At 72.0% G+C, this 22,204-nt stretch carries 22 protein-coding genes and 1 tRNA gene; 11 read left to right on the top strand and 12 right to left on the bottom strand.

What is annotated here, in order from left to right; genetic code table 11:
- Window positions 1–42: 42 nt before the first annotated feature.
- Window positions 43–864, top strand: a complete 822-nt coding sequence (locus AXK60_RS16555) for a DUF3710 domain-containing protein (RefSeq protein WP_068572673.1) — start codon at window positions 43–45, stop codon at window positions 862–864.
- Here AXK60_RS16555 and AXK60_RS27835 read toward each other — a convergent pair.
- On the bottom strand, window positions 848–1,546 hold the full coding sequence (locus tag AXK60_RS27835) for a hypothetical protein (RefSeq protein WP_068572671.1): 699 nt from the start codon (window positions 1,544–1,546) through the stop codon (window positions 848–850). The genes AXK60_RS16555 and AXK60_RS27835 overlap by 17 nt on opposite strands.
- A gap of 38 nt (window positions 1,547–1,584) precedes the next feature.
- Here AXK60_RS27835 and AXK60_RS16545 point away from each other — a divergent pair, with 38 nt between their 5' ends.
- Genes AXK60_RS16545 through dxs form a run of 3 tightly spaced genes read left to right on the top strand, consistent with a single transcriptional unit; the run spans window position 1,585 to window position 5,423 of the window.
- The gene (locus AXK60_RS16545) at window positions 1,585–2,271 is read left to right on the top strand and encodes a DUF3159 domain-containing protein (RefSeq protein ID WP_068746471.1); all 687 of its coding nucleotides are present in this window, start codon (window positions 1,585–1,587) and stop codon (window positions 2,269–2,271) included.
- Window positions 2,255–3,457 (top strand): class I SAM-dependent RNA methyltransferase, encoded by a 1,203-nt coding sequence (locus AXK60_RS16540; RefSeq protein WP_068572669.1) that lies wholly within the window; start codon window positions 2,255–2,257, stop codon window positions 3,455–3,457. Before AXK60_RS16545 ends, AXK60_RS16540 begins: the two co-directional genes overlap by 17 nt.
- 40 nt (window positions 3,458–3,497) lie before the next feature.
- Window positions 3,498–5,423: a 1-deoxy-D-xylulose-5-phosphate synthase gene (gene dxs, locus AXK60_RS16535; RefSeq protein ID WP_068572667.1), complete on the top strand. Its 1,926-nt coding sequence runs from the start codon at window positions 3,498–3,500 to the stop codon at window positions 5,421–5,423.
- A gap of 11 nt (window positions 5,424–5,434) precedes the next feature.
- Here dxs and AXK60_RS16530 read toward each other — a convergent pair whose 3' ends face one another.
- Entirely contained in the window at window positions 5,435–6,655 is a 1,221-nt protein-coding gene (locus AXK60_RS16530; protein ID WP_068572665.1) for an HRDC domain-containing protein, read from the bottom strand.
- A gap of 7 nt (window positions 6,656–6,662) precedes the next feature.
- Window positions 6,663–7,280 (bottom strand): DUF3000 domain-containing protein, encoded by a 618-nt coding sequence (locus AXK60_RS16525; protein ID WP_068572663.1) that lies wholly within the window; start codon window positions 7,278–7,280, stop codon window positions 6,663–6,665.
- Between the two features lie 95 nt (window positions 7,281–7,375).
- On the opposite strand from AXK60_RS16525, the gene hemE reads away from it, so the two are divergent.
- The 3 genes from hemE to hemQ are packed head-to-tail and all read left to right on the top strand — an operon-like array spanning window position 7,376 to window position 10,446.
- A complete protein-coding gene (gene hemE, locus AXK60_RS16520; protein WP_068572661.1) occupies window positions 7,376–8,449 on the top strand; it encodes a uroporphyrinogen decarboxylase in 1,074 nt (357 codons plus the stop codon).
- Window positions 8,446–9,711 (top strand): protoporphyrinogen oxidase, encoded by a 1,266-nt coding sequence (hemG, locus tag AXK60_RS16515; protein ID WP_068572659.1) that lies wholly within the window; start codon window positions 8,446–8,448, stop codon window positions 9,709–9,711. The genes hemE and hemG overlap by 4 nt, the downstream gene beginning before the upstream one ends.
- A 33-nt stretch (window positions 9,712–9,744) precedes the next feature.
- Window positions 9,745–10,446, top strand: coding sequence for a hydrogen peroxide-dependent heme synthase (gene hemQ / locus AXK60_RS16510; RefSeq protein ID WP_068572656.1), 702 nt, complete (start codon window positions 9,745–9,747; stop codon window positions 10,444–10,446).
- A gap of 18 nt (window positions 10,447–10,464) precedes the next feature.
- Here hemQ and msrB read toward each other — a convergent pair whose 3' ends face one another.
- From msrB to AXK60_RS16490, 4 genes are all read right to left on the bottom strand, one after another.
- Window positions 10,465–10,881 carry a peptide-methionine (R)-S-oxide reductase MsrB gene (gene msrB / locus AXK60_RS16505; protein WP_068572654.1) on the bottom strand — a complete coding sequence of 139 codons (417 nt, stop codon included), beginning with the start codon at window positions 10,879–10,881 and terminating at the stop codon, window positions 10,465–10,467.
- 9 nt (window positions 10,882–10,890) lie between these two features.
- Entirely contained in the window at window positions 10,891–12,150 is a 1,260-nt protein-coding gene (locus tag AXK60_RS16500; protein ID WP_244881120.1) for a glycosyltransferase family 87 protein, read from the bottom strand.
- A 50-nt stretch (window positions 12,151–12,200) separates the two neighbouring features.
- Window positions 12,201–13,748, bottom strand: a complete 1,548-nt coding sequence (locus tag AXK60_RS16495; RefSeq protein WP_139058009.1) for an alpha/beta fold hydrolase — start codon at window positions 13,746–13,748, stop codon at window positions 12,201–12,203.
- Window positions 13,749–13,824: 76 nt separating this feature from the next.
- Window positions 13,825–14,436 (bottom strand): dihydrofolate reductase family protein, encoded by a 612-nt coding sequence (locus AXK60_RS16490; RefSeq protein WP_068572649.1) that lies wholly within the window; start codon window positions 14,434–14,436, stop codon window positions 13,825–13,827.
- 59 nt (window positions 14,437–14,495) lie between these two features.
- On the opposite strand from AXK60_RS16490, the gene zapE reads away from it, so the two are divergent.
- A complete protein-coding gene (gene zapE, locus AXK60_RS16485; protein ID WP_068572648.1) occupies window positions 14,496–15,521 on the top strand; it encodes a cell division protein ZapE in 1,026 nt (341 codons plus the stop codon).
- Between the two features lie 198 nt (window positions 15,522–15,719).
- Here zapE and AXK60_RS16480 read toward each other — a convergent pair whose 3' ends face one another.
- Together AXK60_RS16480 and AXK60_RS16475 are read right to left on the bottom strand one after the other, a co-directional pair.
- Complete coding sequence (locus tag AXK60_RS16480) at window positions 15,720–16,028, bottom strand: metal-sensitive transcriptional regulator (protein WP_068572646.1); 309 nt, start codon at window positions 16,026–16,028, stop codon at window positions 15,720–15,722.
- Window positions 16,029–16,033: 5 nt separating this feature from the next.
- Window positions 16,034–18,289 (bottom strand): heavy metal translocating P-type ATPase, encoded by a 2,256-nt coding sequence (locus tag AXK60_RS16475; protein WP_082778073.1) that lies wholly within the window; start codon window positions 18,287–18,289, stop codon window positions 16,034–16,036.
- A 113-nt stretch (window positions 18,290–18,402) separates the two neighbouring features.
- Between AXK60_RS16475 and AXK60_RS27110 the strand changes: the two genes are divergently transcribed.
- Both AXK60_RS27110 and AXK60_RS16470 read left to right on the top strand, forming a co-directional pair.
- Window positions 18,403–18,570: a hypothetical protein gene (locus AXK60_RS27110; protein WP_156485728.1), complete on the top strand. Its 168-nt coding sequence runs from the start codon at window positions 18,403–18,405 to the stop codon at window positions 18,568–18,570.
- Between the two features lie 7 nt (window positions 18,571–18,577).
- Window positions 18,578–19,096, top strand: coding sequence for a CGNR zinc finger domain-containing protein (locus AXK60_RS16470; RefSeq protein WP_068572641.1), 519 nt, complete (start codon window positions 18,578–18,580; stop codon window positions 19,094–19,096).
- A 22-nt stretch (window positions 19,097–19,118) separates the two neighbouring features.
- On the opposite strand, the gene AXK60_RS16465 is transcribed toward AXK60_RS16470, so the two are convergent.
- Window positions 19,119–20,681 (bottom strand): acyl-CoA carboxylase subunit beta, encoded by a 1,563-nt coding sequence (locus tag AXK60_RS16465; RefSeq protein WP_082789410.1) that lies wholly within the window; start codon window positions 20,679–20,681, stop codon window positions 19,119–19,121.
- 105 nt (window positions 20,682–20,786) lie between these two features.
- Between AXK60_RS16465 and AXK60_RS16460 the strand changes: the two genes are divergently transcribed.
- Window positions 20,787–21,008 carry a hypothetical protein gene (locus AXK60_RS16460; protein WP_068572638.1) on the top strand — a complete coding sequence of 74 codons (222 nt, stop codon included), beginning with the start codon at window positions 20,787–20,789 and terminating at the stop codon, window positions 21,006–21,008.
- A 38-nt stretch (window positions 21,009–21,046) separates the two neighbouring features.
- Here the strand turns inward: AXK60_RS16460 and AXK60_RS16455 are convergent.
- Together AXK60_RS16455 and AXK60_RS16450 are read right to left on the bottom strand one after the other, a co-directional pair.
- A tRNA-Gly gene (locus AXK60_RS16455) sits at window positions 21,047–21,122 on the bottom strand.
- Window positions 21,123–21,186: 64 nt separating this feature from the next.
- Window positions 21,187–22,158, bottom strand: a complete 972-nt coding sequence (locus AXK60_RS16450) for an NAD(P)H-quinone oxidoreductase (protein ID WP_068572892.1) — start codon at window positions 22,156–22,158, stop codon at window positions 21,187–21,189.
- Between the last annotated feature and the right edge of the window lie 46 nt (window positions 22,159–22,204).

Below are 22,204 nucleotides of genomic sequence, written 5' to 3'. Positions count from 1 at the left end.
ACCCCGTCCCACCCGATCCACACACCTCAGGAGCGAGTCCCCATGGCCCTCGGCCGCCGTAAGTCCAAGCCGCGCAGCACCTCGAGCGTCGACCCGTACGCCACGATCGGCCAGCCGGAGCACCACACCGTCCCCGCGCCCGCCGAGGACGACGAGGCGCAGGAGCTGGGCAGCGGCGCCGGCCCGTACGACCTCTCGTCGCTGAGCAGCGAGGAGGGCCTCGACGAGGGCCGCCTCGACCTGGGTTCGATCATTCTGGCGATGCCGCCGGAGTCGCAGCTGCAGGTGGAGATGAGCCCCGAGGGTGTGCCCATCGGTGTGCACCTCGACACGCCCGCCGGCCGCGTGACGCCCGGCGTCTTCGCTGCCCCGAAGTCGGGCGGCCAGTGGCGTGAGGTGGTCACCGAGCTGGCGGACTCGCTCCGCGAGAACGGTGCGCAGGTCACGATCGAGGACGGTCACTGGGGCCGCGAGGTCGTCGGTGTCCAGCCCGACGGAGTGCTCCGGTTCATCGGCGTCGACGGTCCGCGGTGGATGGTCCGGTTCGTCGTGGCCTCGCCGCTCGAGAGCGCCGATCAGGCCGCGCAGTTGGCGCGGGCGATGCTCGCGGAGACCGTGATCCGGCGCGGCACCGACCCGCGCCCCGCTCGCGACCACCTCGAGATCGAGCTGCCGGCCGAGCTGGTGCAGCAGCTGCAGCAGGCCATGGCCCAGCAGCAGGCGCAACAGGAGGAGGCCGCCGCGTCGATCGCGGCGCAGGTCGCGCAGCGCGCCGCCGCGGACGGCCCCGCGGCCCTACGGCAGAACAACCAGGACCGGCTCACCCAGGGCTCGGCCCTGAGCCGGCTCAACAACCAGCAGTAAGCGCCGCGAGCCCGGCCCGGCCCAGGACCTCCGGGTCCGGGCCGAGGTCGGCCAGGTCGACGGCCGTCGCCGCCGCCCCCGGGATCGCCGCGCCCCACTGCCGCGCGACGGCGACCGGGTGGATCAGGTCGCCCTCGGCGCCGACGACGACGGTGCGCGCGCAGAGCCGCCCGAACTCGGCCTCCGTCGGGGCCACGTACACGGCCGCCTCCCGGAGCGCGGGCGCGAGGAAGTCCCCGTGGGCGGCCCACGACCGGCTCAGCTCGCGCGCGAGCCATGGCGGACTGCCCGCCCGCATCCGCGCGATGGCCTCGGTCGCACCGACCTCATCGACGACGTCCGCGGTCACCCGCGCCGACATCGCCGCCGGGATCTCCGGGCCCGCGGCGCCCGTCCACGGCGGCAGGGTGAGGACCAGCGTGATGTCCGCGTCGGGGTTCTCCAGGGCCCAGCCCGCCGCGACCGCCGAGCCCAGGGACACGCCGCAGGCCAACAGCGGACCGTCGGACGCTGCGGCGGTGAGGGCGGCGCGGTACCCGGCCACCACCGACGGTGGCGTCGCGTCCACGGCGACGGTCCGCGCGCACAGCCGGGTGAGTGGGGCGAAGGCGCGGAGCACGAAGTCGGCGTCCGAGCCCGAACCGGGCAGGAGCACGGCGGTGGTGCGCTCGAGGAACTGCATGGGACGAGCATGCCAGGGCCGCCACGTAGGGTGGACGGGTGACGGACGGCGAGGAACGGGACACGACGGCGGAGACCGCCGAACCCTCGATCAAGGACCAGGTGCTCGAGCAGATGGGTGGCTGGCAGGGCATGGTGTACTCGGCCCTGCCGGTCGTGGCGTTCGTGCCCGCCAACGCCCTGTGGGGACTGTGGGGCGGCGTCATCGCCGCGCTCGTCGTGGCCGCACTGGTGGCCGTGGTCCGGCTCGCGACCCGCAGCTCGATCCAGCCCGCGATCTCGGGGTTCTTCGGGGTGGCGGTGTGCGTCGTGATCGCCCTGCTCGTGGGCGGCAACGGCAAGGGCTACTTCCTCTACGGCATCGTGATGCAGGCCGTGCTCGCGGTCGCGTGCCTGGTGTCGATCCTGGTCCGGCGACCCCTCGTCGGGGTGCTGTGGCACCTGTTCTCCGAGCGGCAGGACGCGGGCGAGACCGACGACGATGCGCCGACGGCACCGCAGGACTGGCGTGCGGACCTCCGGCAGTTCCGGGCGTTCACCTGGCTCACGCTGATGTGGACGGCCATGTTCGCGTTCCGCTTCGGAGTCCAGTTCTACCTGTACGTCACCGACAACGTCGGCGGGCTCGGCATCGCGCGGATCCTCATGGGCTGGCCGATGTTCGCGGCCGGCCTGCTCATCGTCTTCCTCGTCGCCCGGAGGTTCACGCATGCTCGCGCCGAATGACCTGCTCGAGCTGACCTGCGGCGCGCCCGGGCACGGCGGCTTCGTCATCGCCCGGCACGAGGGCCGCGCGGTCTTCGTGCGCGGCGCGCTGCCGGGGGAGACGGTGCGCGCCCGGGTCACCGAGGTCAAGAAGTCCTACGCCCGCGCGGGCACCGTCGAGGTCCTCGAGGCGTCGCCGCACCGCGTCGCCGAGGCCTGTGCCGCCGCGGCGGCCGGAGCGGGCTGCTGCGACCTGACCTTCACCACCCCCGCCTACCAGCGAGAACTCAAGGCCGACGTCCTCCACGACCTCCTCGCGCGGTTCGGGGGCTTCGATCCGGGCGCGTTCGAGCCGACCGTCGAGCCCCTGTCCGGCGCCCCGGTCACCGGATGGCGGCACCGCGCGCGTCTGGTGGCCGACGGTGCCGGCGCGCTCGGGCAACACGCGTTCCGCAGCGCCGCGGTCGTCGCCGCGCCCTGTGTGCAGCTGCCCGCCGCGCTCACGGACCTCGCGGGAGCCGTGCGCGCCGAGCCCGGCACCGAGGTCGCGCTCGTGCTCGACGACGCCGGCGCCGCGCACGCCGCGGTGCCCGCCCGGCGCGGGCGGCCGGCGAAGGCGCTGTCCGGGGACGGGCTCGCCGAGTACCGTGTCGGCACCCGCTCGTGGAAGGTCCCGGTGGGCGGCTTCTGGCAGGCCCATCGCGACGCAGCCACCCGCTATGCCGCGCTCGTCGGCGGATACGCGGGGCAGTACGGCGGCGGCGCCGGCCATGCCTGGGACCTGTACGGCGGCGCGGGCGTGCTCGCCGGCGCGCTGGTCGACGAGGGCATGACCGTGGACGTCGTGGAGACCTCGGGCGGCGCCATCGCCGCCGGGAAACAGACCCTGGCACAGGAGCCGGTCGTGTTCCATCGTGGCGACGTCGCCTCGCGGCTCAAGGGATTGCGCGCACCGTCGACCGTGGTGCTGGACCCACCGCGCACCGGTGCCGGGGCGGCGGTCATGACCGCGATCACCGCGTCCGCCCCGCGGGCGATCGTGCACGTCGGCTGCGATCCCGCGGCGTTCGCCCGCGACCTGGGCGCGGCGTGCGAGAACGGCTACCGCGTGGCCGAACTCTCGGCCTACGACGCCTTCCCCGGAACCCATCACCTGGAGGCCTTCGCCGTGCTGGTGCCGGGGCACGAGGACCGTCGTGGCCGGTAAGGTGGGCGGAGCACCTCTCACGGGAGTAGACACGAGGGATATGAACCTGCTGAGCACCATCGAGTCCCCACGCGACCTGCGTCGGCTGGACCAGGACCAGCTCACTGCGCTGGCCGGGGAGATCCGTGACTTCCTCGTGGAGAAGGTCTCGGCCACCGGTGGGCACCTCGGCCCGAACCTCGGCGTGGTCGAGCTCACGATGGCGATCCACCGGGTCTTCGACTCGCCGGTGGACCCGGTGCTCTTCGACACCGGTCATCAGGCGTACGTGCACAAGATCCTCACCGGCCGGCGCGACGGTTTCGACACGCTGCGACAGGCCGGGGGGCTCTCCGGCTACCCGTGCCGGGCCGAGTCCGAGCACGACTGGGTCGAGTCCTCGCACGCCTCGGCGGCGTTGAGCTACGCCGACGGCCTGGCGAAGGCCTTCGCGCTGAAGGGGGAGAAGCGCACGGTCGTCGCGGTCGTCGGTGACGGTGCCCTGACCGGCGGGATGTGCTGGGAGGCCCTCAACAACATCGCCGCGTCCGACCGGCCGGTGGTCGTCGTCGTCAACGACAACGGCCGGTCCTACGCGCCCACGATCGGCGGCCTTGCCACCCACCTCTCCGGCCTGCGCACCCAGCCCGAGTACGAGCGGCTGCTGGGGGAGGCACGGCGTCGGCTGCGCAACGTCCCCGTGCTCGGCGAGCCCGCGTACTCCGTGCTGCACGGCATGAAGACCGGCATCAAGGACATGGTCAGCCCGCAGGCGCTGTTCGCGGACCTCGGCCTGAAGTACCTAGGTCCGATCGACGGGCACGACGAGGCGGCCGTGGAGGCCGCGCTGCGGCGCGCCAAGGACTTCGGCGGCCCCGTCGTGGTGCACGCGATCACCCGCAAGGGCAACGGCTACGAGCACGCGGAGAACCACGAGGCCGACCAGATGCACGGCATCGGCGTCATCGATCCCGCCACCGGCCTGCCGGTGGGCGGGGGCAGCGGGGCCGACTGGACGTCGGTGTTCGCCGAGGAACTGGTCGCGCACGGCGAGAAGCGCTCGGACATCGTCGCCATCACCGGTGCGATGGCCGAACCGACGGGCGTCGCCGACTTCGGGCGCAAGTTCCCGGACCGGATGTACGACGTGGGCATCGCCGAGCAGCACGCGCTGACCTCCGCCGCCGGCCTCGCGCTGGGCGGCATGCACCCGGTGGTCGCGCTGTACGCCACCTTCCTCAACCGGGCCTTCGATCAGCTCCTCATGGACGTCGCGCTGCTGAAGCAGGGCGTCACGGTCGTGCTCGACCGCTCCGGCGTGACGGGTCCCGACGGTGCGAGCCACCACGGCATGTGGGACCTCTCGCTCGCCGCGATCGTGCCCGGCCTGCGTGCCGCGGTGCCGCGCGACGCCGCCCGTCTGCGCGAGGAGTTCGCCGAGGCCCTCGAGGTCGACGATGCGCCCACGCTCGTCCGCTACGGCAAGGGCGCGGTGCCCGCGGACCTCGAGGCCCTCCGCCGCCTGCCCGACGGTGTCGACGTGCTGGTCGAGGACGACAGTCGCGGCGCGGACGTGCTCCTCGTCGCGGTCGGTGCGTTCGCGCACACCGCCGTCGACGTGGCCGCCCGCCTGCGGGACCAGGGCATCTCGGTGACCGTCGTCGATCCGCGCTGGGTGCTCCCGGTGCCGGCGTCCGTCGTGGACCTGGCCCGCACGCATCAGCTCGTGGTCACCCTGGAGGACAACGGCGTGGCGGGCGGCATCGGTTCTGCGGTGACCGCGGCGCTGCAGACCGCCGAGGTGGACGTCCCCACCCGGGTGCTCGGCATCGAGCAGGCCTTCCTCGACCACGCCTCCCGTGGCGAGATCCTCAGTGACCTGGGCCTGACCCCGTCGGAGATCGCGTTCCGCATCACCGGTTGGGTCACAGCGTGCGCCCACGTGAGCCTTCCCGCCGCGGAGGTGGCGGGGGAGCAGGTGCGCTGAGCCGCTCGCACCTACGCCGTCGCCAGGGCGGCGGCGACGGCGGGCACCGTCAGGCGACGCTGCCAGTCCCGCGCACCCGACGCTGCCAGGGCATCGTCGACCTGCGTGACGCCCGCGGCCGTGCCCTCCCAGCACAACTGCCGGACGGCGTCGGTGGGCAGAAGGTTCTCGACGGGCACCGCGACCTCGTCGGAGATCCCGGCCAGCGCTGCCCGGACCTTCGCGAGCCGCTCGGCGGCCTCGGGATTCGACTTGGCCCACCGGTTGTTGGCGGGCATGCCGTTGCGCGGGCCGTGCAGCGGGGGGAGCTTCGCGTCCGACAGTGCGTTGGCACGGTCGATCGCCGACATCCAGCGCTTCGCCGATCGGCGCATCCTGGGCCCGCCGAACACCGGCAGCGCGGTCAGCTCCGCCTCCGAGGTGGGGTTCTTCGCGGCGGCGTTGACGATCGCCGCATCGGGCAGGGTGCGTCCCGGCGCGACATTGCGCTGCTCGGCCATCTCGTCGCGCGCGAGCCACAGCTCGCGGGCGCGGGCCAACTGGCGGCGGTTGCGCAGGGTGCTCAGGCCCGACAGTCGACGCCACGGATCCTGCTTCGGCGGCGGGTCCGGCCGGGTGCGCTCGTACTCGAACTCCTCGAGGGCCCACTCGAGCTTCCCTGCGTCCTCGAGGCGCTCGTAGGCCTCGTCGCGCAGGTCCACGAGGACCTCGACGTCGAGGGCGGCGTAGTTGAGCCAATCGTGCGGCAGCGGGCGAGTGCTCCAGTCGGCGGCGCCGTGCCCCTTCGCCAGCGCGTATCCCGTGTACTCGGAGGTCATCGCGGCCAGGTTCACCCGCGGCGCACCCAACAGCCGCCCGGCGAGCTCGGTGTCGAACAGCTCGTCGCAGACGAAACCGTCGTCGCGCAGGCAGGGCAGGTCCTGGTCGGCGGCGTGCAGCACCCACTCGACGCCCCGCAGCGCGCCGATGACGGGTGCGAGCCCCTCGGGCTCGTGGATCGGGTCCAGCAGGAACAGTCCGGAACCGGTCCGCTTGATCTGGATCAGGTACGCGCGGGAGGAGTAGGTGAATCCGGAGGCGCGTTCGGTGTCGAGGGCGACGGGGCCGGTCCCGCGCAGTAGCGCGGCCGCGCAGTCGGCGAACTCCTCGACGGTCGTGAGGGGCTCGGGGACGCCCTCGTCGGGCTCGGTCAGGGGAATGCCGGGAACGGGTTCCGCGGGGCCCTTCGCCACGGCCGGCCTACGACCCGAGTCGGGTGATGCCGGCCGGGGGCAGCCCGGCAGCCATCTCCAGCACCGAGCAGAACGCCTCGACGTGCCCGGACAGGTTCTCTCCCAGCGGGGTCCATGACGCGCGCAGTTCGAGCTGGTGGGCGCGGGGCGGTCCGGCGATGTCGCCGTAGCGCACCGACGCCGTGGCGGTGACGGTGCCGCCCAGTGCGGTGACCTCCTGGCCACGCTCGGCGAGCGCGTCGGTCAGCCAGCTCCACGCGACCTCGGGAAGCAGCGGATCGGAGGCGAGCGACTCGTCGACCTCGGACTGCACGTACGCGACGAGCCGCATCAGGCCGTTCCACGCCTCGTGCCCGTGCGGGTCGTACAGCAGGATCAGGCGGCCGAATGTCTCCCCGTCGGAGTACTCGGGGACGACGTCGGTCTCCGGTGAGCGGACCTCGGCACCGAGCGCGTAGCTGTAGGGCGCGAGCCGTTGCGGTGGCCGGATGCTCCCGATCTCGATCTCCGGGCGGACCGTCGCCGTGTGCAGGGATTCGACGGCGACGCGGAAGGGCTCCGGCTCGGTGCCGCGCTGCCCCGCTCCGTCGGTCGCCCCATCGGCACCCGTTCCTGGTTGGCTCACAAACCGTGACCGTAGCCGCAAAGCCGGCGCTCTCGGCGGAGGCGCGCCGCAGGCCTGAAGCCCACGGCGCCGCACTCATGACATGATCGACGGCGATGAGTACCAAGGACGAGTCGACGAGGGACGACGCGGTCGCCTACCCGCTGCTCGCCGCCGCGACGGGCGCCACGCCCTCGCGCCGGCCGGTGTGGTTCATGCGCCAGGCGGGCCGTTCGCTGCCCGAGTACCGCAAGGTGCGCGAGGGAATCGGCATGCTGCAGTCGTGTTTCCGCCCCGATCTGGTGTGCGAGATCACCCTCCAGCCGGTGCGCCGGCACCGGACGGACGCCGCCATCCTGTTCTCCGACATCGTCGTGCCGCTCAAGGCAGCGGGCATCGACCTCGACATCGTGAGCGGGATCGGCCCCGTCATCGAGCAGCCCGTCCGGGACGCCGCCGCCGTCGCGGCCATGCCGGAGCTCGATCCCGAGCAGGTCGCGCCGGTGGCGGAGGCTGTGCGGATGCTGCGCGGTGAGCTGCCCGCGGGCGTCGCGCTCATCGGCTTCTCGGGTGCGCCCTTCACGTTGGCCTCGTACCTGGTGGAGGGCGGTCCCAGCCGCAACCACGAGCGCACCAAGGCGCTGATGTACTCGGATCCGGACACGTGGAACGCGTTGCTGGGCAAGCTCGGCGACATCGCGATCACCTTCCTGCGGGCGCAGGCCGAGGCCGGCGCGCAGGCCTTCCAACTGTTCGACTCGTGGGCGGGCGCGCTCTCGCTCGCCGACTACCGCACGTACGTGCAGCCGCACTCGGAGCGCGTCTTCGCCGCACTGAGGGAGTCCGCTCCCGCGTTGCCCGCGTTCCACTTCGGCGTGGGCACGGGTGAGCTGCTGGGCGCGATGGGCGAGGCCGGCGCCGATGTCGTGGGTGTCGACTGGCGCACGCCGCTCGACGTCGCGGCGGGTCGGGTCGGGCCGGGCAGGGCGCTGCAGGGCAACCTCGACCCCGCCGTCCTCATGGCCGATCGGGGCACCGTCGAGGCGCAGGTCCGGCGCGTGGTCGCCGAGGGCGACGCGGCGGTCGCCGCCGGCGCGACGGGGCACGTGTTCAACCTCGGGCACGGCGTCCTGCCCGCGACGGATCCCGACGTGCTCACCCGCGTCGTCGACCTGGTGCACGAACTGTGAGCAATGTCGCCGTCGTCGGGGCGGGAATCTCGGGTCTGGTGGCCGCGCTCCGTCTGCAGCAGGCGGGCGCCCGGGTCACGGTGTTCGAGTCGGGCAACCGGGTCGGCGGGAAGCTGCGCTCGGAGATGCTCGGCGACCAGCGCCTGGACGTGGGCGCGGAGGCCTTCCTTCGGCGTCGTCCCGAGGTCCTCGACCTCGCGGCCGAGCTGGGCCTCGCCGACGAGGTGGTCGAGCCCGCGGGGCGCCGCCCGGCGCTGTTCGCCGACGGTGGCCTCCGGGGCGGCTTCGGCCGCACCCTGATGGGCGTCCCGGGTGACGCGGACGAGGTGCGGATCCCGTTGCGCTGGAACGCCGGTGCCGACGCGTCGATCGGTGCGTTGGTCCGCTCGCGGCTCGGCGACGAGGTGGTCGAGCGCAGCGTCGATCCGATGGTCTCGGGGGTGTTCGCGGCGCACGCCGACGACGTCTCCGTCCGCGCCGCCCTGCCCGCCCTCGCCGCCCGCCTCGACGACGGTGCGCCGTCGCTGGGGGAGGCGGTGCGCGTTGCGCTCGGCGAGCCCGACGACAGTCCGGTCTTCGGTGCGTTCCGCGGCGGGTACCAGCAGCTCCTCGACGCGCTCACCGAGCGGCTCGGCGACCGGATCATGCTCGGCGCGCCCGTGCCGGAGGTGCGGCCGGGGTGGAGCCTGCGCGGCTCGATGTTCGACGCGGTCGTGCTCGCCGTGCCCGCGCCGCAGGTGGCTCGGCTCGTGGGCATGAACCTGCCGGAGCTCGGTGCCGCGGTGTCGAAGATCCCCGCGGCGAGCTCGGCCCTGGTGACGCTGCGCCTTCCGGACGATGTCGAGTTGCCCGACCTCTCCGGCGTGCTCGTGGCGAGCCGTGAGCAGGTCAGCGCCAAGGCCCTGACGCTGTCCGGCCGCAAGTGGGACCACCTGCCGGACGGCACGGTCCGGCTGTCCTTCGGGCGTCTCGGCGTGAGCCGGATCGTCGACGATCTCGACTCCGGCCTCATCGCCGCGGCGCGGGACGATCTGGCGAACATCCTGGGGGTCACCGTCGAACCGACCCATGCGCACGTGCAGCGGTGGTACGAGGGGATCCCGGTCTACCTGCCCGGGCACCGCGAGACGCTCGCGGCGATCGATGCCGCCACGCCGAGCGGCCTGGCGCTGGCGGGCGCCTACTTCGACGGTGTCGGGGTGCCGGCCTGCATCGCGCGCGCGGAGCGCGCGGTCGAGCGCGTCCTGGCCGACCTGTCCTGAGCCGGTCCCGGTCACGGGACTACGATCGGGGATATGGCCAAACTGGATTACGCGGAGCTCAATTCGACTGTTCGCTACCTGATGTTCTCGGTGTTCTCGATCTCCCCGGGGGAGCTCGGGGACGACGAGCAGCGCGCGGCGGCGGCGACCGGGGCGGAGGCCTTCCTGGCGAAGATCCAGGAGGGCGATCTGGTGGTCCGCGGCGTCTACAACATCGCCGGGATGCGGGCCGACGCGGACTTCATGATCTGGTGGCACGCGGAGCGGCTCGAGGATCTGCAGGCCGCCTACAACGAGTTCCGGCGGGGTACTGCGCTGGGCCGAGCGAGCGACCCGGTGTGGTCCAACACCGCGCTGCATCGCCCCGCGGAGTTCAACAAGAGCCACATCCCCGCCTTCCTCGCGGGGGAGGACCCGGGCGCGTACATCTGCGTGTACCCGTTCGTGCGCAGCCTCGAGTGGTACCTGCTGCCCGATGACGAGCGCCGCAAGATGCTGGCCGACCACGGCCGCGCCGCGCGCGGCTACCCCGATGTCCGGGCCAACACCGTGCCGGCGTTCGCGCTCGGCGACTACGAGTGGCTGCTGGCCTTCGAGGCGCCCGAGATGCATCGCATCGTCGACCTCATGCGTGACCTGCGGGCCACGGACGCGCGGCGCCACACCCGCGAGGAGACGCCGTTCTTCTCGGGCCCGCGCGTCGAGGTCCGCGACCTCGTCAACGCCCTACCGTGATGCCCGGCCGGACGGGGCTCAGGCCTCGTCCGGCTCCAGGCGCATCGAGATGCTGTTGATGCAGTAACGCAGGTCGGTGGGGGTGTCGTAGCCCTCGCCCTCGAAGACGTGGCCGAGGTGGCTGCCGCAGTTGGCGCACAGCACCTCGACGCGCCGCATGCCGAGCGAGGTGTCCTCCCGCTCTATGATCTTCTCGCCCGCGAGCGGGGAGAAGAACGACGGCCAGCCGCAGTGCGACTCGAACTTGCTGTCCGATCGGAAGAGCTCCTCACCGCACGCGCGGCAGCGGTACACGCCGGAGGTCTTGGTGTCGGTGTACTCGCCGGTGAACGGCGCCTCGGTGCCGGCCTGCCGCAGCACGCGGAACTCCGGCGCCGAGAGGCGCTGGCGCCACTCCGAATCGCTCAGTTGCAGTTTGGGCTTGGGCTCAGTCATGGTTCCAAACTAACCGCGCGCGGTGGACTGTGCCAGCTCGTGCCGACCGGGCTCCTCATCGGGGTGCAGCGGGCGGTCGATGCCCTCGCCGAGCCGGTTCTCGGCCCGGGCGTCGAGGTAGCGGAACAGCAGCACGCAGAAGGGCACGATGATCAGTAGCGACCAGCCGAGCGTGCACTTGAGGTAGGCGAGGGATCGCCCGAACGCGGGCCACTTCCCGGACAGCCAGTTGTCGTAACTGAGGAAGCCGTACACCGCGACCCAGGACGCCCAGTTGCCGAGCACGGAGCTGCGGTAGACCACGGTCATCAGCATCGGGAACAGCAGCATCGAGTAGTAGCCCTGGCCCAGCGACAGCACGAGCCACGACGTGGTGAGCAGGGTGCCGGTGGAGGTGGCGAGCCACAGCAGCTCGTTGCTCGTGCGGTAGTAGCGCCACAGCAGCCACAGCGTGACCGCGGCCATGACCACGACGGCCGCGCGGAGGAACAGGTCCAGCCAGGTGGGCAGGCCGAAATACTGCGCGTTCCCGGCGATCGAGCTGTTGTAGTAGTCCCGCGCCTCGCTGAGGTAGGGGAGCGTCTTGTGGAAGAACTCGGTGCGGTCCGCGGACAGCAGCATGCCCCCGGCCATCAACACGACGGGGATGCCGACCGCAGCGATCAGCGCCTTCCACTGCCGGTTCACGACGATCAGGATGAGCATCACGAACAGCAGCGGCTTGACCGCGAAGGACAGGCCCAGCGGGACGCCCGCCCACAGATCCTTCCGCTTGAGCAGCAGCGCCATCGCCGCCACTTCGGCCAGCAGCACGAAGCAGTTGAAGTTCGTGTACACGAGAGTGCTCGTGACCGCCTCCGTGGCGACCGCGAAGAACAGCACCACCGGTGCGACCACGGAGTTCAGTCCGTAGCCGAACATCCGCAGCATGATGTACAGCGCCGCGAGCAGTGCGATCGCGCTGAACGCCACGAAGATGTACCGCGCGGTCTCCGGGTCGAAGTACCCGAACGGGGCCATGACCAGCGTGCCCGACGGCGGGTACAGGTAGTGCGGGTCGACGGTGTCGTAATTCTCGGTGTACACCGCCTCGTGCCGCAGGAAGCGGACGGCGGCCGCGTAGACGGTGGTGAAATCGTCGGTCTTGTTGCCGTTCGGGACCAGGATGATCAACCGTTGCAGCAGCGTGAGGATCGCGAGCGGCCACAGGACGGCCTTGGCGACGAGCGCGGGATCGGACTTCATCCGAGACAGGGCATGGGACGACACCGCTAAACCGTATCCGACGGTGCGCGCGGGTCCGGCCGGGCCCGGCCGCATCAGGCCGGGCAACCCCGCACCGTCGGCGCGTCCTGGCGGTCCAGGTAGGCGATCAGGGACTTCTGCACGCACGACGACCGGATGACGGCACCGTCGCCGATGCCGGCCCAGGTGACCGCCGAGGGCTGCGCCCCGACGACCGTGAGCTGGCCGGTGAGCGTGTCGAGCGCGGTACGCGCGCTGAGCGGGTCCGCCGCCGCGGTGGCGACCACCGACTTCACCTCCAGGTCGGTCAGCTTCGGAGGGGCGGGCATCGCGGGCCAGGCCGAGCAGACGGTGAGGTCCAGCGCCGTCGCCGCGCCGAGCCGGTACTGCGGGCCCCACGTCAGCGCTGACGCCTTGATCTGGTCCGGGGACGCCTTGGTGGTGGCGTCGGAGCAGCGGGCCACGAACTGACCGTCACTGCCGAGCGCGTCGTCGGCGGTGCGGAGGAGGGCGCGGAGAGGGGCCGCGTCGCCCGTGCGGGCGCCCTGCAGGGCGGTCGCCAGGCGCGTGATCCGCGCATCGCGGTCCCCGGGCCCGATGCCGAGCGTGACGAGGACGGCCCGTCGGACATCGGTATCGGTGAACGTGCCCAGGCGACCCGCGACGGCGTCGTCGATGATGCCGCGCATCGCGGCGGCGGGGTCGGCGCCGAGTGCGCAGGCCGGGCCGCACTGCGCGGCGAAGGCGTCGACGGTCGCCGACAGGCCCCGCGCGGCGTCCTCGGCACGCTGGAGCTCGGTGCCGCCGTAGCGGACGGGGGAGTCGAGCACGAGGCGCGCGACCTGCTTCGGATGCTTCGAGGCGTACGCGAGCGCCGTCGTGGAGCCGTCACCGACGGCGAGGAGCCCCAGCGCGGGCACGTTCCACGTGGTCCGGAGGGCTTCGAGGTCGTCGGCGGCGGCGGTGGCGGTGTACTCGGTGAGGGTCGCGGGGTAGGCGTCGCCACAGGCGGTGGCCGCGCCCTGGGCCGCCTCTCCGATCTTGCGGATCCGGGTGTCCAGGTCCGCTCCCGCAGTGAATCCGCTGCGCAGCACGGCTCGGTCGGCGGCGCCCCGGCAGGTCAGCGCAGCGGAGGCGCCGATACCGCGCCGTTCCACGGCGACCACGGGCCGGTTCTTCAGGATCGGCGAGTCGGCCGACGCGAGGGTCGCGATCGCCCGCTGCCCCGTGAACTCGGTGCCGCCGACCAGGACGAGCGGGGCGGCCGTGTCGGGTGTGCCGGGGACCTCGGCACGCGTCAGCGCGAGCTGCAGCGGCGACTGCGACGCACCGACCTCGACGGTGAGCGATGCGCACTGCAGTGTCGCGTTCCCGGCCGCCGGGGCGGCGTAGCGAGTCGCGAGTCGCTCCGTGCAGTCCTGCCAGGTCAGCGCGTCCTTGCCGGGTGCTTTCCACTCCGGTCCCTTCGGCGCCTGCGGTCCCGCCGACGACGGTGTGCGGCCACCCTTGCCGAGGTCGCTCACGTACTCGGGGGCGGACGCGGGGATCGGGGCGCACGCGGACGCGGCCAGAGCCACGGCGAACGCGCCGACGGCGAGTGCACGGGTGCGCGGGTGGGACATGTCGTTCACCCTAGCCAGATCGGCGTCGACGGCGCGGCACCGTGTCGCGCGCGCTGCGTCGACACACCGTGCGGTGTCACCGCGCCCAGCGCGTGTAGAGGTAGCCCTCGTCGTCCCCGAGGATCTGCAGGCGGCGCCAGTGCTCGGTCGGCAGATCAGGGCCCGTGACGATGCGTCGGCCGTCGCCGCCGACGAGCATCGGGGCGACGGTCAGGCACAGTTCGTCGACGAGGCCGTCGGCGAGGAGGGCGCCGAGGACGCCGGGGCCGCCCTCGGCGAGCACGCGCCGGAAGCCGCGCCGGTACAGGTCGGCGAGGACCTCCCGCAGGTCCACGGAGGAGCCCCCACCCGAGTAGACGAGGGGTTCGGCCCCGTCGGCCGGGTAGAGGCGAGGAGTGTGCGCGACCTCGCCCCGCGTGACGATCGCCAGCGCGGGGTGCTCCGGCGTGCCGTAGTCCTCATCGCGTACCGTCGCCGCCCCGACCAGCACGACGTCGGCCTGCTCGCGCAGCACCCGGAACACCCGTCGGTCGCCGTCGCCGCCGAGCCCGCCGGACCGGCCCGCGGCGGTCGCGGAACCGTCGAGCGAGCTGATCATGTTGGCCCGCACGAAGGCCCGTCCGTCGGCGAAGGGGTGGGCGTAGCGGTGGGCGAGGGCGGCATCGTCCGGAGGAAGGTGGTCGATCACGTCACGACGGTAGCGCGAGATTTCATCACGCGGCGGACCAGCGGATATGATCACCACCCATGACGCTGCATCTCGTGGATCGCAACCCGACGGTGACGCCGGAGCAGATGGTGGAGCAACTGGTCCCGCCCGAGATGTTCAGCGAGGTCAGTTTCGACAGCTACATCCCGGACCCGAACCAGCCCACGCAGGCCGCGGCGGTGAAGATCGGCCGGCGGTTCGTCGACGACGTGATCAAGCTGACCAAGCAGCGGAACAAGAAGGGGCTGTTCGGCCGCAAGAGCACGCCCCCGCACGGCGTGGGCCTCTACCTCGACGGCGGGTTCGGCGTCGGCAAGACCCACCTCCTCGCGTCGATCTTCCACAGCGTCCCGTCGCCGAAGTCCTTCGGCACCTTCGTCGAGTACACCCATCTCGTGGGCGCGCTGGGCTTCAACCGGTGCGTCGAGTACCTCTCCGACCACACGGTGCTCTGCATCGACGAGTTCGAGCTCGACGATCCGGGCGACACGATGGTGATGTCGCGGCTGCTCACCGAGCTCGCGGCGCGCGGAGTGTCCATCGTGGCCACGTCGAACACCCTGCCCGGGCAGCTGGGCGAGGGACGGTTCGCGGCCCAGGACTTCCTGCGCGAGATCAACAAGCTCAGCTCGGTCTTCGAGTCGGTGCGGGTCGACGGCCCCGACTACCGGCACCGCGACCTGCCGCCGGCACCCGATCCGCTCACCGACGAGGAGCTGGTCGCGATCGCGGAGGCGGACCCCACGGCGACTCTCGACAGCTTCGACGCGCTGTCCGAGCACCTGTCGAAGCTGCACCCGTCGCGGTACAAGCAGCTGGTCGAGGGGATCTCCAAGGTGTGCATCAGTGGTGTGCACCCCGCGGACAACCAGACCGTCGCGCTGCGCATCGTCGTGCTCGCGGACCGGCTGTACGACGCGGGCATCCCCGTGCTCGTGTCGGGTGCGAAGCTGGACGAGATCTTCACCCCCGAGATGGTCGCCGGCGGCTACCGCAAGAAGTACCTGCGGGCCACCTCGCGGTTGCTCGCGCTGTCGCGCTTCGCCTCGGCCGACGCGAAGTAGGCCCGGAACACACCAGCACCCGCCCGGCGAGGTGTGGGCCGGGCGGGTGCAAGGGTGAGGGTGCCGGAGTGTGAGAGAGGTCTCACTTCGCTGACAACACTGATAGTACGGTAATCGGCCGCCCCTTCGCGAGCGGATTGCGCAAAATCCGTGCGGGGCATGATCGGACGCCCGTACCTGCCCTTCTGCAACAGTGGTTCAGCGCGTGAACCGGGCGATCGCGTCCGTCGCCTCCTTGAGCTTGGCGGCGGTCTCGGCCTCGTCGCCGGACCGTGCCGCATCCACGACACAGTGGCTCATGTGGTCCTCGAGGAGCCCGAGCCCGACCGCCTGCAGCGCCTTGGTCATCGCGGAGACCTGCGTCAGGATGTCGATGCAGTACTTCTCCTCCTCGACCATGCGCTGCAGCCCGCGGGCCTGGCCCTCGATGCGCCGCAGGCGCTTGAGGTACTCGTCCTTGTCGGACATGTAGCCATGATGGTGTTCGTGGCCGGTCTCAGTGGTCATGACGATCAGTATTCCTTCTGGGGTCGAAAACCCCGTAGTCGCAGGCTGTTGCTCACCACGAACACCGAGGACAGCGCCATCGCGGCGCCGGCGAGCATCGGGTTGAGCAGTCCGGCCGCGGCGAGGGGGAGTGCGGCCGCGTTGTAGGCGAAGGCCCAGAACAGGTTCGTCCGGATGGTGCCCAGGGTGCGACGCGAGAGCCGGATCGCGTCGACGACGGTGCGCAGGTCGCCGCTCACCAGGGTCAGGTCCGCGGCCTCGATCGCCGCGTCCGTCCCGGTTCCCATGGCGATGCCGAGGTCCGCCTGTGCCAGCGCCGCCGCGTCGTTGACGCCGTCGCCGACCATCGCGATCGCCCGGCCCTCCGCCTGGAGGCGCCGCACGGCGTCGACCTTCTCGGTGGGGAGCACGTCGGCGATCACCTCGTCGACGCCGACCCGTGCGGCGATGGCCCGCGCGGCGCGCTCGTTGTCGCCGGTCAGCATGATCGGACGCAGGCCGAGGCCGACGAGGCGTGCCACGGCGTCCGCGGAGGTGGGCTTGACCTCGTCGGCGACGACCAGCACGCCGCGGGCGGCGCCGTCCCAGCCGACGAGCACCGCCGTCCCACCGAGGGCCTGTGCCTCGTCGAACCGTGCGCGCAGCTCGGCGGGCAGCGGCATGCCCTCCTCGCCGAGGAGCGCGGGACGTCCGGCGGTCACCGTCCGGCCCCCGACGGTGCCGCGCACGCCCAGGCCGGGAACGTTCGCGAACCGCTCGACGGTGCCCGGCGCGGCCACCGCGGCGGCGATCGCACGGCCGACGGGGTGTTCCGACGCGGACTCGATCGCGGCTGCGACCGTGAGCACCTCGTCCTCGTCCTCGCCGAGGGCGACGTGCACGGCCTGCAGCCGCATGACCCCGGTGGTCACGGTGCCCGTCTTGTCGAGCAGCACCGTGTCGATCCGGCGCGTGGACTCCAGGGCCTCGGGCCCCTTGATGAGGATCCCGAGCTGCGCGCCGCGCCCGGTGCCGACGAGCAGGGCCGTCGGCGTCGCGAGGCCGAGCGCACACGGGCAGGCGATGATGAGCACGGACACGGCGGCGGTGAGCGCCGTCGACGCCGACGCCCCGGTGCCGAGCCAGAATCCGAGCGTTGCGACGGCGAGCACGATCACGATCGGCACGAAGACCGCGGAGACGCGGTCCGCCAGGCGCTGCACCTGGGCCTTGCCGGCCTGCGCCTCCTCGACGAGCCGGCCCATCCGGGCGAGCTGGGTGTCGGATCCGACCCGCGTCGCGCGGACCACGAGCCGGCCTCCGGCGTTGACCGTCGCGCCGGTCACTGCGTCGCCGGGATGCACCTCGACGGGCACGGACTCGCCGGTGAGCAGCGAGGCGTCGATCGCGGACTGGCCGGAGACGACGATCCCGTCGGTGGCGATCTTCTCGCCCGGCCGCACGACGAATTCGTCGCCGATGACCAGTCGATCCGCGGGGATCGAGGTCTCGATGCCGTCGCGGAGCAGCGTCGCGTCCTTCGCGCCCAGCTCGAGCAGGGTACGCAGCGCCGCGCCGGCCCGGCGCTTGCTCGTGGCCTCGAAGTACCGGCCGGCGAGGAGGAAGACGGTGATGCCGGCGGCCGCTTCGAGGTAGATGTTGCCGGCACCGTCGGTCCGCTCGATCGTGAGCCGGAAGGGGTGCGTCATCCCGGGCATCCCCGCGGTGCCCCAGATCAGGGCGTACACCGACCAGCCGTACGCGGCCAGGGTGCCGAGCGTGATCAGCGTGTCCATGGTGGCCGCGCCGTGCCGCAGGTTGGTCCAGGTGGCGCGGTGGAAGGGCAGGCCGCCCCACAGCACGACGGGCGTCGCGAGCGCGAGCGAGACCCACTGCCAGTACGGGAACTGCAGCGCCGGGATCATCGCCAGGGCGATCACGGGGACGCCGAGCGCCAGGCTCACCAGGAGTCGCCGGCGCAGCTCGTCGACCGGGTCCCGGTCGCGCCCGGCGGCGGCCTCGCCGTCCGGGGCCGACGGTGCCGGCACGCGCGCGCCGTACCCGGCGCCCTCGACCGCCTCGACGAGGCGCTCGACCGGCAGGTCGGCCGGGGCGGTGACGTGCGCCCGCTCGGTGGCGAAGTTGACGGTGGCGGTGACCCCGTCGAGCTTGCCCAGCTTGCGTTCGATGCGGTTCGCGCACGATGCGCAGGTCATGCCGTCGATCTCGAGGTCCACGACGGCAGGGGCATGGGTGGCCATCGCGGCTCCTTCCGTCGACATCCACCGAACTATACCCCCCTAGGGTACGCGCAGGCGTTGCGGGACGCGCGGGTGACCCGAACGCCGGATGTAATGGTTGAAACGCTTGATGACCTCGTTCCACGCTGGTCGGCATGAACGAGATCACGCACCTGGCCCATTCCTGGGAGACCGAGTCGCACCACCCGACCAGCGAGGGGGTGGTGATGTACCAGCTCTGCTCCTGCGGCGTGCGGCGGATCAAGCTCGTCGCGCCCGAGTACCCCGCCGTCTGGCCCGAGATCGCGGCGCAGGCGGGATGATCGACACGTGCAGTTCGATCACGACAACATGACCGGTGTTCGGCTCTCGGTCGACCTGGTCAATCTCCGGGTCGACGGGGCCTGGACGCCCGAGCGGGTGGTGGGGGCGTTGCGCGACCACGAGATCCGTCGGATCGACGTGGACGCCGACACGATCGCCGGCGTGCACGACTGGACCGCGCTGCTGCGTGGGCCCTTCGAGGCGGACACCGTTGCCGCGCGGTGCGACGCCGTGAACACACTGCTGGCCGAGGGAACAGCAGGCATCTACCTGACCGCGCACGACGACTGGCGCCCGCACCTGCACTTCACCCCGGAGACGGAGTCACTGCTGGGGCGGGTGCGGGCCGTCACCGCCGGCGGGCTCGCCGTGTTCACCACCGAGGCAGAGGGGGCTCGGCTCGGGACGTGCGCCCGCGCGGGCTGCGATCGGGTGTTCGCCGATACCAGCCGCGGCGGGCGTCAGTCCTACTGCTCGCCGCGCTGCGCGAACACCGACGCGGTGCGGCGGCACCGTCGGGCCTGATCGACCGCGGTCCGAGCGCCGGTCAGATGGGGGAGATCGAGCGTCGCTTCTGCGGAACGCGCGGCGGGCGACGCTTCACCCGTCTCAAGGCCTCGGCGAGCATCGGGCGGGTGGCCGAGGGCAGCACGACGTCGTCGATGCCGAAGCCGTCGGCGGCGAGCAGCGGGTCGACATTGGCCTTGAACAGGGTGATCAGATCGGTCCGCGCCTGCGCGGGATCCGGCGCCGACTCGTACTGCGACCGGAACGCCAGGTCGACGGCGCTCTCGATGGGGATCGCGCAGATCTCCGCGGTGGGCCACGCGAGGGACAGGTCGGCGTGGATGCTGCGCCCGCCGCCCATCGCGATGTACGCGGCGCCGTAGGCCTTGCGGGTCACGATCACGAAGCGCGGCACCGTGGCCGCGCCGAGCTCGTAGCCGAGGCGGGCGCTGCGCCGCACCAGGTTCGTCTCCTCGGCCCCCGCGCCGACGAGGAAGCCGGGCAGGTCGATGAGGATCAGCAACGGCAGGCCGAAGGCGTCGCACACGGCGATGAAGTGCGCCGCCTTCTCGCACGCGTGCGCGTCGAGCGCGCCGGCGTGCACCCGCGGCTGGTTGGCCACGACGCCCATCGGGCGGCCGTCCACGCGCACCAGCGTCGTCACGAGATTCGGTGCGTGCGTGCGCTTGAGCTCGAAGACGCTGTCGATATCCGCGATCGCCTCGATGACCTCGACGACGTCGTAGGCCTGCCGCATCGATGCGGGGATCATCGTGTCGATCGTCTCCGCACCGTCGCCGGCTTCGTGCGGGCCCGCGTTGATCAGCGGCTGTCCAGCTGCGGACGGCGGGAGGTAGCTCAGGAACGCGCGGATCGAATCGAGCGCCTCCTGCTCGTCGGAGGTCACCATGTCGACGACGCCGCGCTGCGCCTGCAGGTCCGCGCCGCCGATCTCGTCGTTGGTGAGGTTCTCGCCGGTGGCCGCTTGGACGAGCGGCGCGGAGGAGATGCCGATGGTGCCCATGTCGCGGACGATCGTCACGAAGTCGCAGCACGCGGAGATGTTCGCGGGGGCGCCGAAGCCGGGGCCCATCATCGCCGCGACGAGCGGCACGTGCCCGGAGAGGTCGGCGAGGCGCAGTAGGAGCTGGGATCCCGGTGCCGCGAGGCGGGAGTCGAGCGCCTCCTGCATGCGGTGCCCGCCGCCGTCCATGAGCATGATCAGCGGGATCTCGTCGAGGAGTGCGCGTTCGGCGCAGCGATCGAGTTTGGCCATGCCGGTGGCGCCGTTGCTGCCGCCGAGCACGGTGAAGTCGAAGGCGGCGATCGCGGCGGGCCGGCCGTCGATGTAGCCGATTCCGGTGACCACGCCGTCGCCGGGCGCGACCAGGGGAGCGGCACCCTGCTGCGCCGGTCCCGGACCGGCGAGCGCACCGAACTCGTGGAAGCCTCCGTTGGCCAACACCGCCACTCGCTCGCGCGCGGTCATCTTGCCGCGCCCGTGCTGCTTGGCCACCTTCTCGGCCCGTGCCTCGTCGGACACGGCGTTGTAGGCGACCCGGACGCGATCGTTGAGCACCTGCTCCGGTGTGGAATCACTCACAGTCGGAAGTTAGCAGGCGATCACGCCCGACTGGACAGCCGGGCCGGTTCCGTCCATGTCCGCAGGTCGGATGCCCGACGGTGCCCGGCGCAGTAGGGTAAGGCCATGGTCATCGTTCTCGGGGCGCTCATCGTGCTGGTCGTGCTGGCGATCGTCATCGCGGCCGTCGCCGGTGTGGTGATCCTCATCGTCCGGGCGTCGAAACCGCGCCCCCAGCCGCCGTACCCGCCGTACCCCGGGTACCCGCCGGTGCAGCAGGGAGGACCCGTTCCCCCGCAGTTCCCGCAGGCCGAATTCCCTTCGCCCCCTGGCGATACCCGGCCGTGAATGGCTGAAGCCCCGACCGCGTACGCGATCGGGGCTCCTGGAGCGGATGACGGGATTCGAACCCGCGACCCTCACCTTGGCAAGGTGATGCGCTACCAACTGCGCTACATCCGCGTGCCTCTCGGGCGAACAACAAATTACACGACTGTTGCGGCGAGAGGCGAATCGCCTGGTGGCGTCACGGTTCCCGGGGCAGGAGCAGGACCTTCCCGACGGAATCCTTCGACTCCAGCAGCGCCTGGCCCTGTTCCGCCTCCGCGAGCGGGAGTCGCGCCGAGATCACCGGCGCGATGAGTCCCTCCGCGACCAGTGGCCACTCGTCCGCGGCGACCGCGGCGACGATCTCGGCTTTGGACCCGGGCCCGGTCAGCGGGCGGTTGCGCACGTTGAGGCCGATGATGCGCGCCCGTTTGCCGATGAGCGCCCCGACGTTGACCTCGCCGGTGTACCCGCCCTGCATACCGATGACCACCAGGCGGCCGCCGATGCCGAGTGCGTCGACGTTCCGGGGAACGTAGCTGCCGCCCATGATGTCGAGGATCACGTCGACCTGGCCCGCGAGCTCGGCCGCGAAGTCCTGCTCGCGGTAGTTGATGACGATGTCGGCGCCGAGCTCGCGGGCCCGCTGGGCCTTACCCTCGGACCCCACGGTGACCGCGACCCGTGCGCCCAGCGCCTTCGCGACCTGGATCGCGTGGGTGCCGATGCCGCTTCCGCCGCCGTGGACGAGGATCAGTTCGCCGGCCCTCAGGCCGGCGTCCATGACGATCGTGGACCAGACGGTGCTCGCCACCTCGGGGAGTGCAGCCGCATCGACGAGGGAGACGCCCGCGGGGACGGGGAGCAACTGGGCGGCCGGGACGACCGCGTACTCGGCGTAGCCGCCACCCGCCAACAGGGCGCACACCTCGTCGCCGACGGCGGCACCGTCGACGTCCGGGCCGAGCGCCACGACGGTTCCGGAGATCTCCATGCCCATGATGTCCGTGATCCCGGGCGGGGGCGGATAGAGGCCCTGGCGCTGCATCAGGTCGGCGCGGTTGATCCCCGCGGCCGCGATCCGGACCAGCACCTCGCCGGGGGCCGGCGCGGGCGTGGGCACCTCGTCGACGACGAGGTTCTTCTCGTCGTCGACGACGATCGCGCGCATGGATGTCGGGGCGGTGGTGCTCATGGTGCGCCTTTCGGAGGGGGCG

Source organism: Tsukamurella pseudospumae, from assembly GCF_001575195.1.
GTDB lineage: Bacteria > Actinomycetota > Actinomycetes > Mycobacteriales > Mycobacteriaceae > Tsukamurella > Tsukamurella pseudospumae.
This window is presented reverse-complemented; position numbering and strand designations above follow the sequence as displayed.

Bases quoted from the DNA above. Each gene is read 5' to 3' on its own strand.
- AXK60_RS16555 (WP_068572673.1), top strand. From the start codon at position 43: ATGGCCCTCGGCCGCCGTAAGTCCAAGCCGCGCAGCACCTCGAGCGTC.
- AXK60_RS27835 (WP_068572671.1), bottom strand. From the start codon at position 1,546: ATGCAGTTCCTCGAGCGCACCACCGCCGTGCTCCTGCCCGGTTCGGGC.
- AXK60_RS16540 (WP_068572669.1), top strand. From the start codon at position 2,255: ATGCTCGCGCCGAATGACCTGCTCGAGCTGACCTGCGGCGCGCCCGGG.
- dxs (WP_068572667.1), top strand. From the start codon at position 3,498: ATGAACCTGCTGAGCACCATCGAGTCCCCACGCGACCTGCGTCGGCTG.
- hemE (WP_068572661.1), top strand. From the start codon at position 7,376: ATGAGTACCAAGGACGAGTCGACGAGGGACGACGCGGTCGCCTACCCG.
- hemQ (WP_068572656.1), top strand. From the start codon at position 9,745: ATGGCCAAACTGGATTACGCGGAGCTCAATTCGACTGTTCGCTACCTG.
- msrB (WP_068572654.1), bottom strand. From the start codon at position 10,881: ATGACTGAGCCCAAGCCCAAACTGCAACTGAGCGATTCGGAGTGGCGC.
- AXK60_RS16495 (WP_139058009.1), bottom strand. From the start codon at position 13,748: ATGTCCCACCCGCGCACCCGTGCACTCGCCGTCGGCGCGTTCGCCGTG.
- zapE (WP_068572648.1), top strand. From the start codon at position 14,496: ATGACGCTGCATCTCGTGGATCGCAACCCGACGGTGACGCCGGAGCAG.
- AXK60_RS16480 (WP_068572646.1), bottom strand. From the start codon at position 16,028: ATGACCACTGAGACCGGCCACGAACACCATCATGGCTACATGTCCGAC.
- AXK60_RS16475 (WP_082778073.1), bottom strand. From the start codon at position 18,289: ATGTCGACGGAAGGAGCCGCGATGGCCACCCATGCCCCTGCCGTCGTG.
- AXK60_RS27110 (WP_156485728.1), top strand. From the start codon at position 18,403: ATGAACGAGATCACGCACCTGGCCCATTCCTGGGAGACCGAGTCGCAC.
- AXK60_RS16460 (WP_068572638.1), top strand. From the start codon at position 20,787: ATGGTCATCGTTCTCGGGGCGCTCATCGTGCTGGTCGTGCTGGCGATC.
- AXK60_RS16450 (WP_068572892.1), bottom strand. From the start codon at position 22,158: ATGCGCGCGATCGTCGTCGACGACGAGAAGAACCTCGTCGTCGACGAG.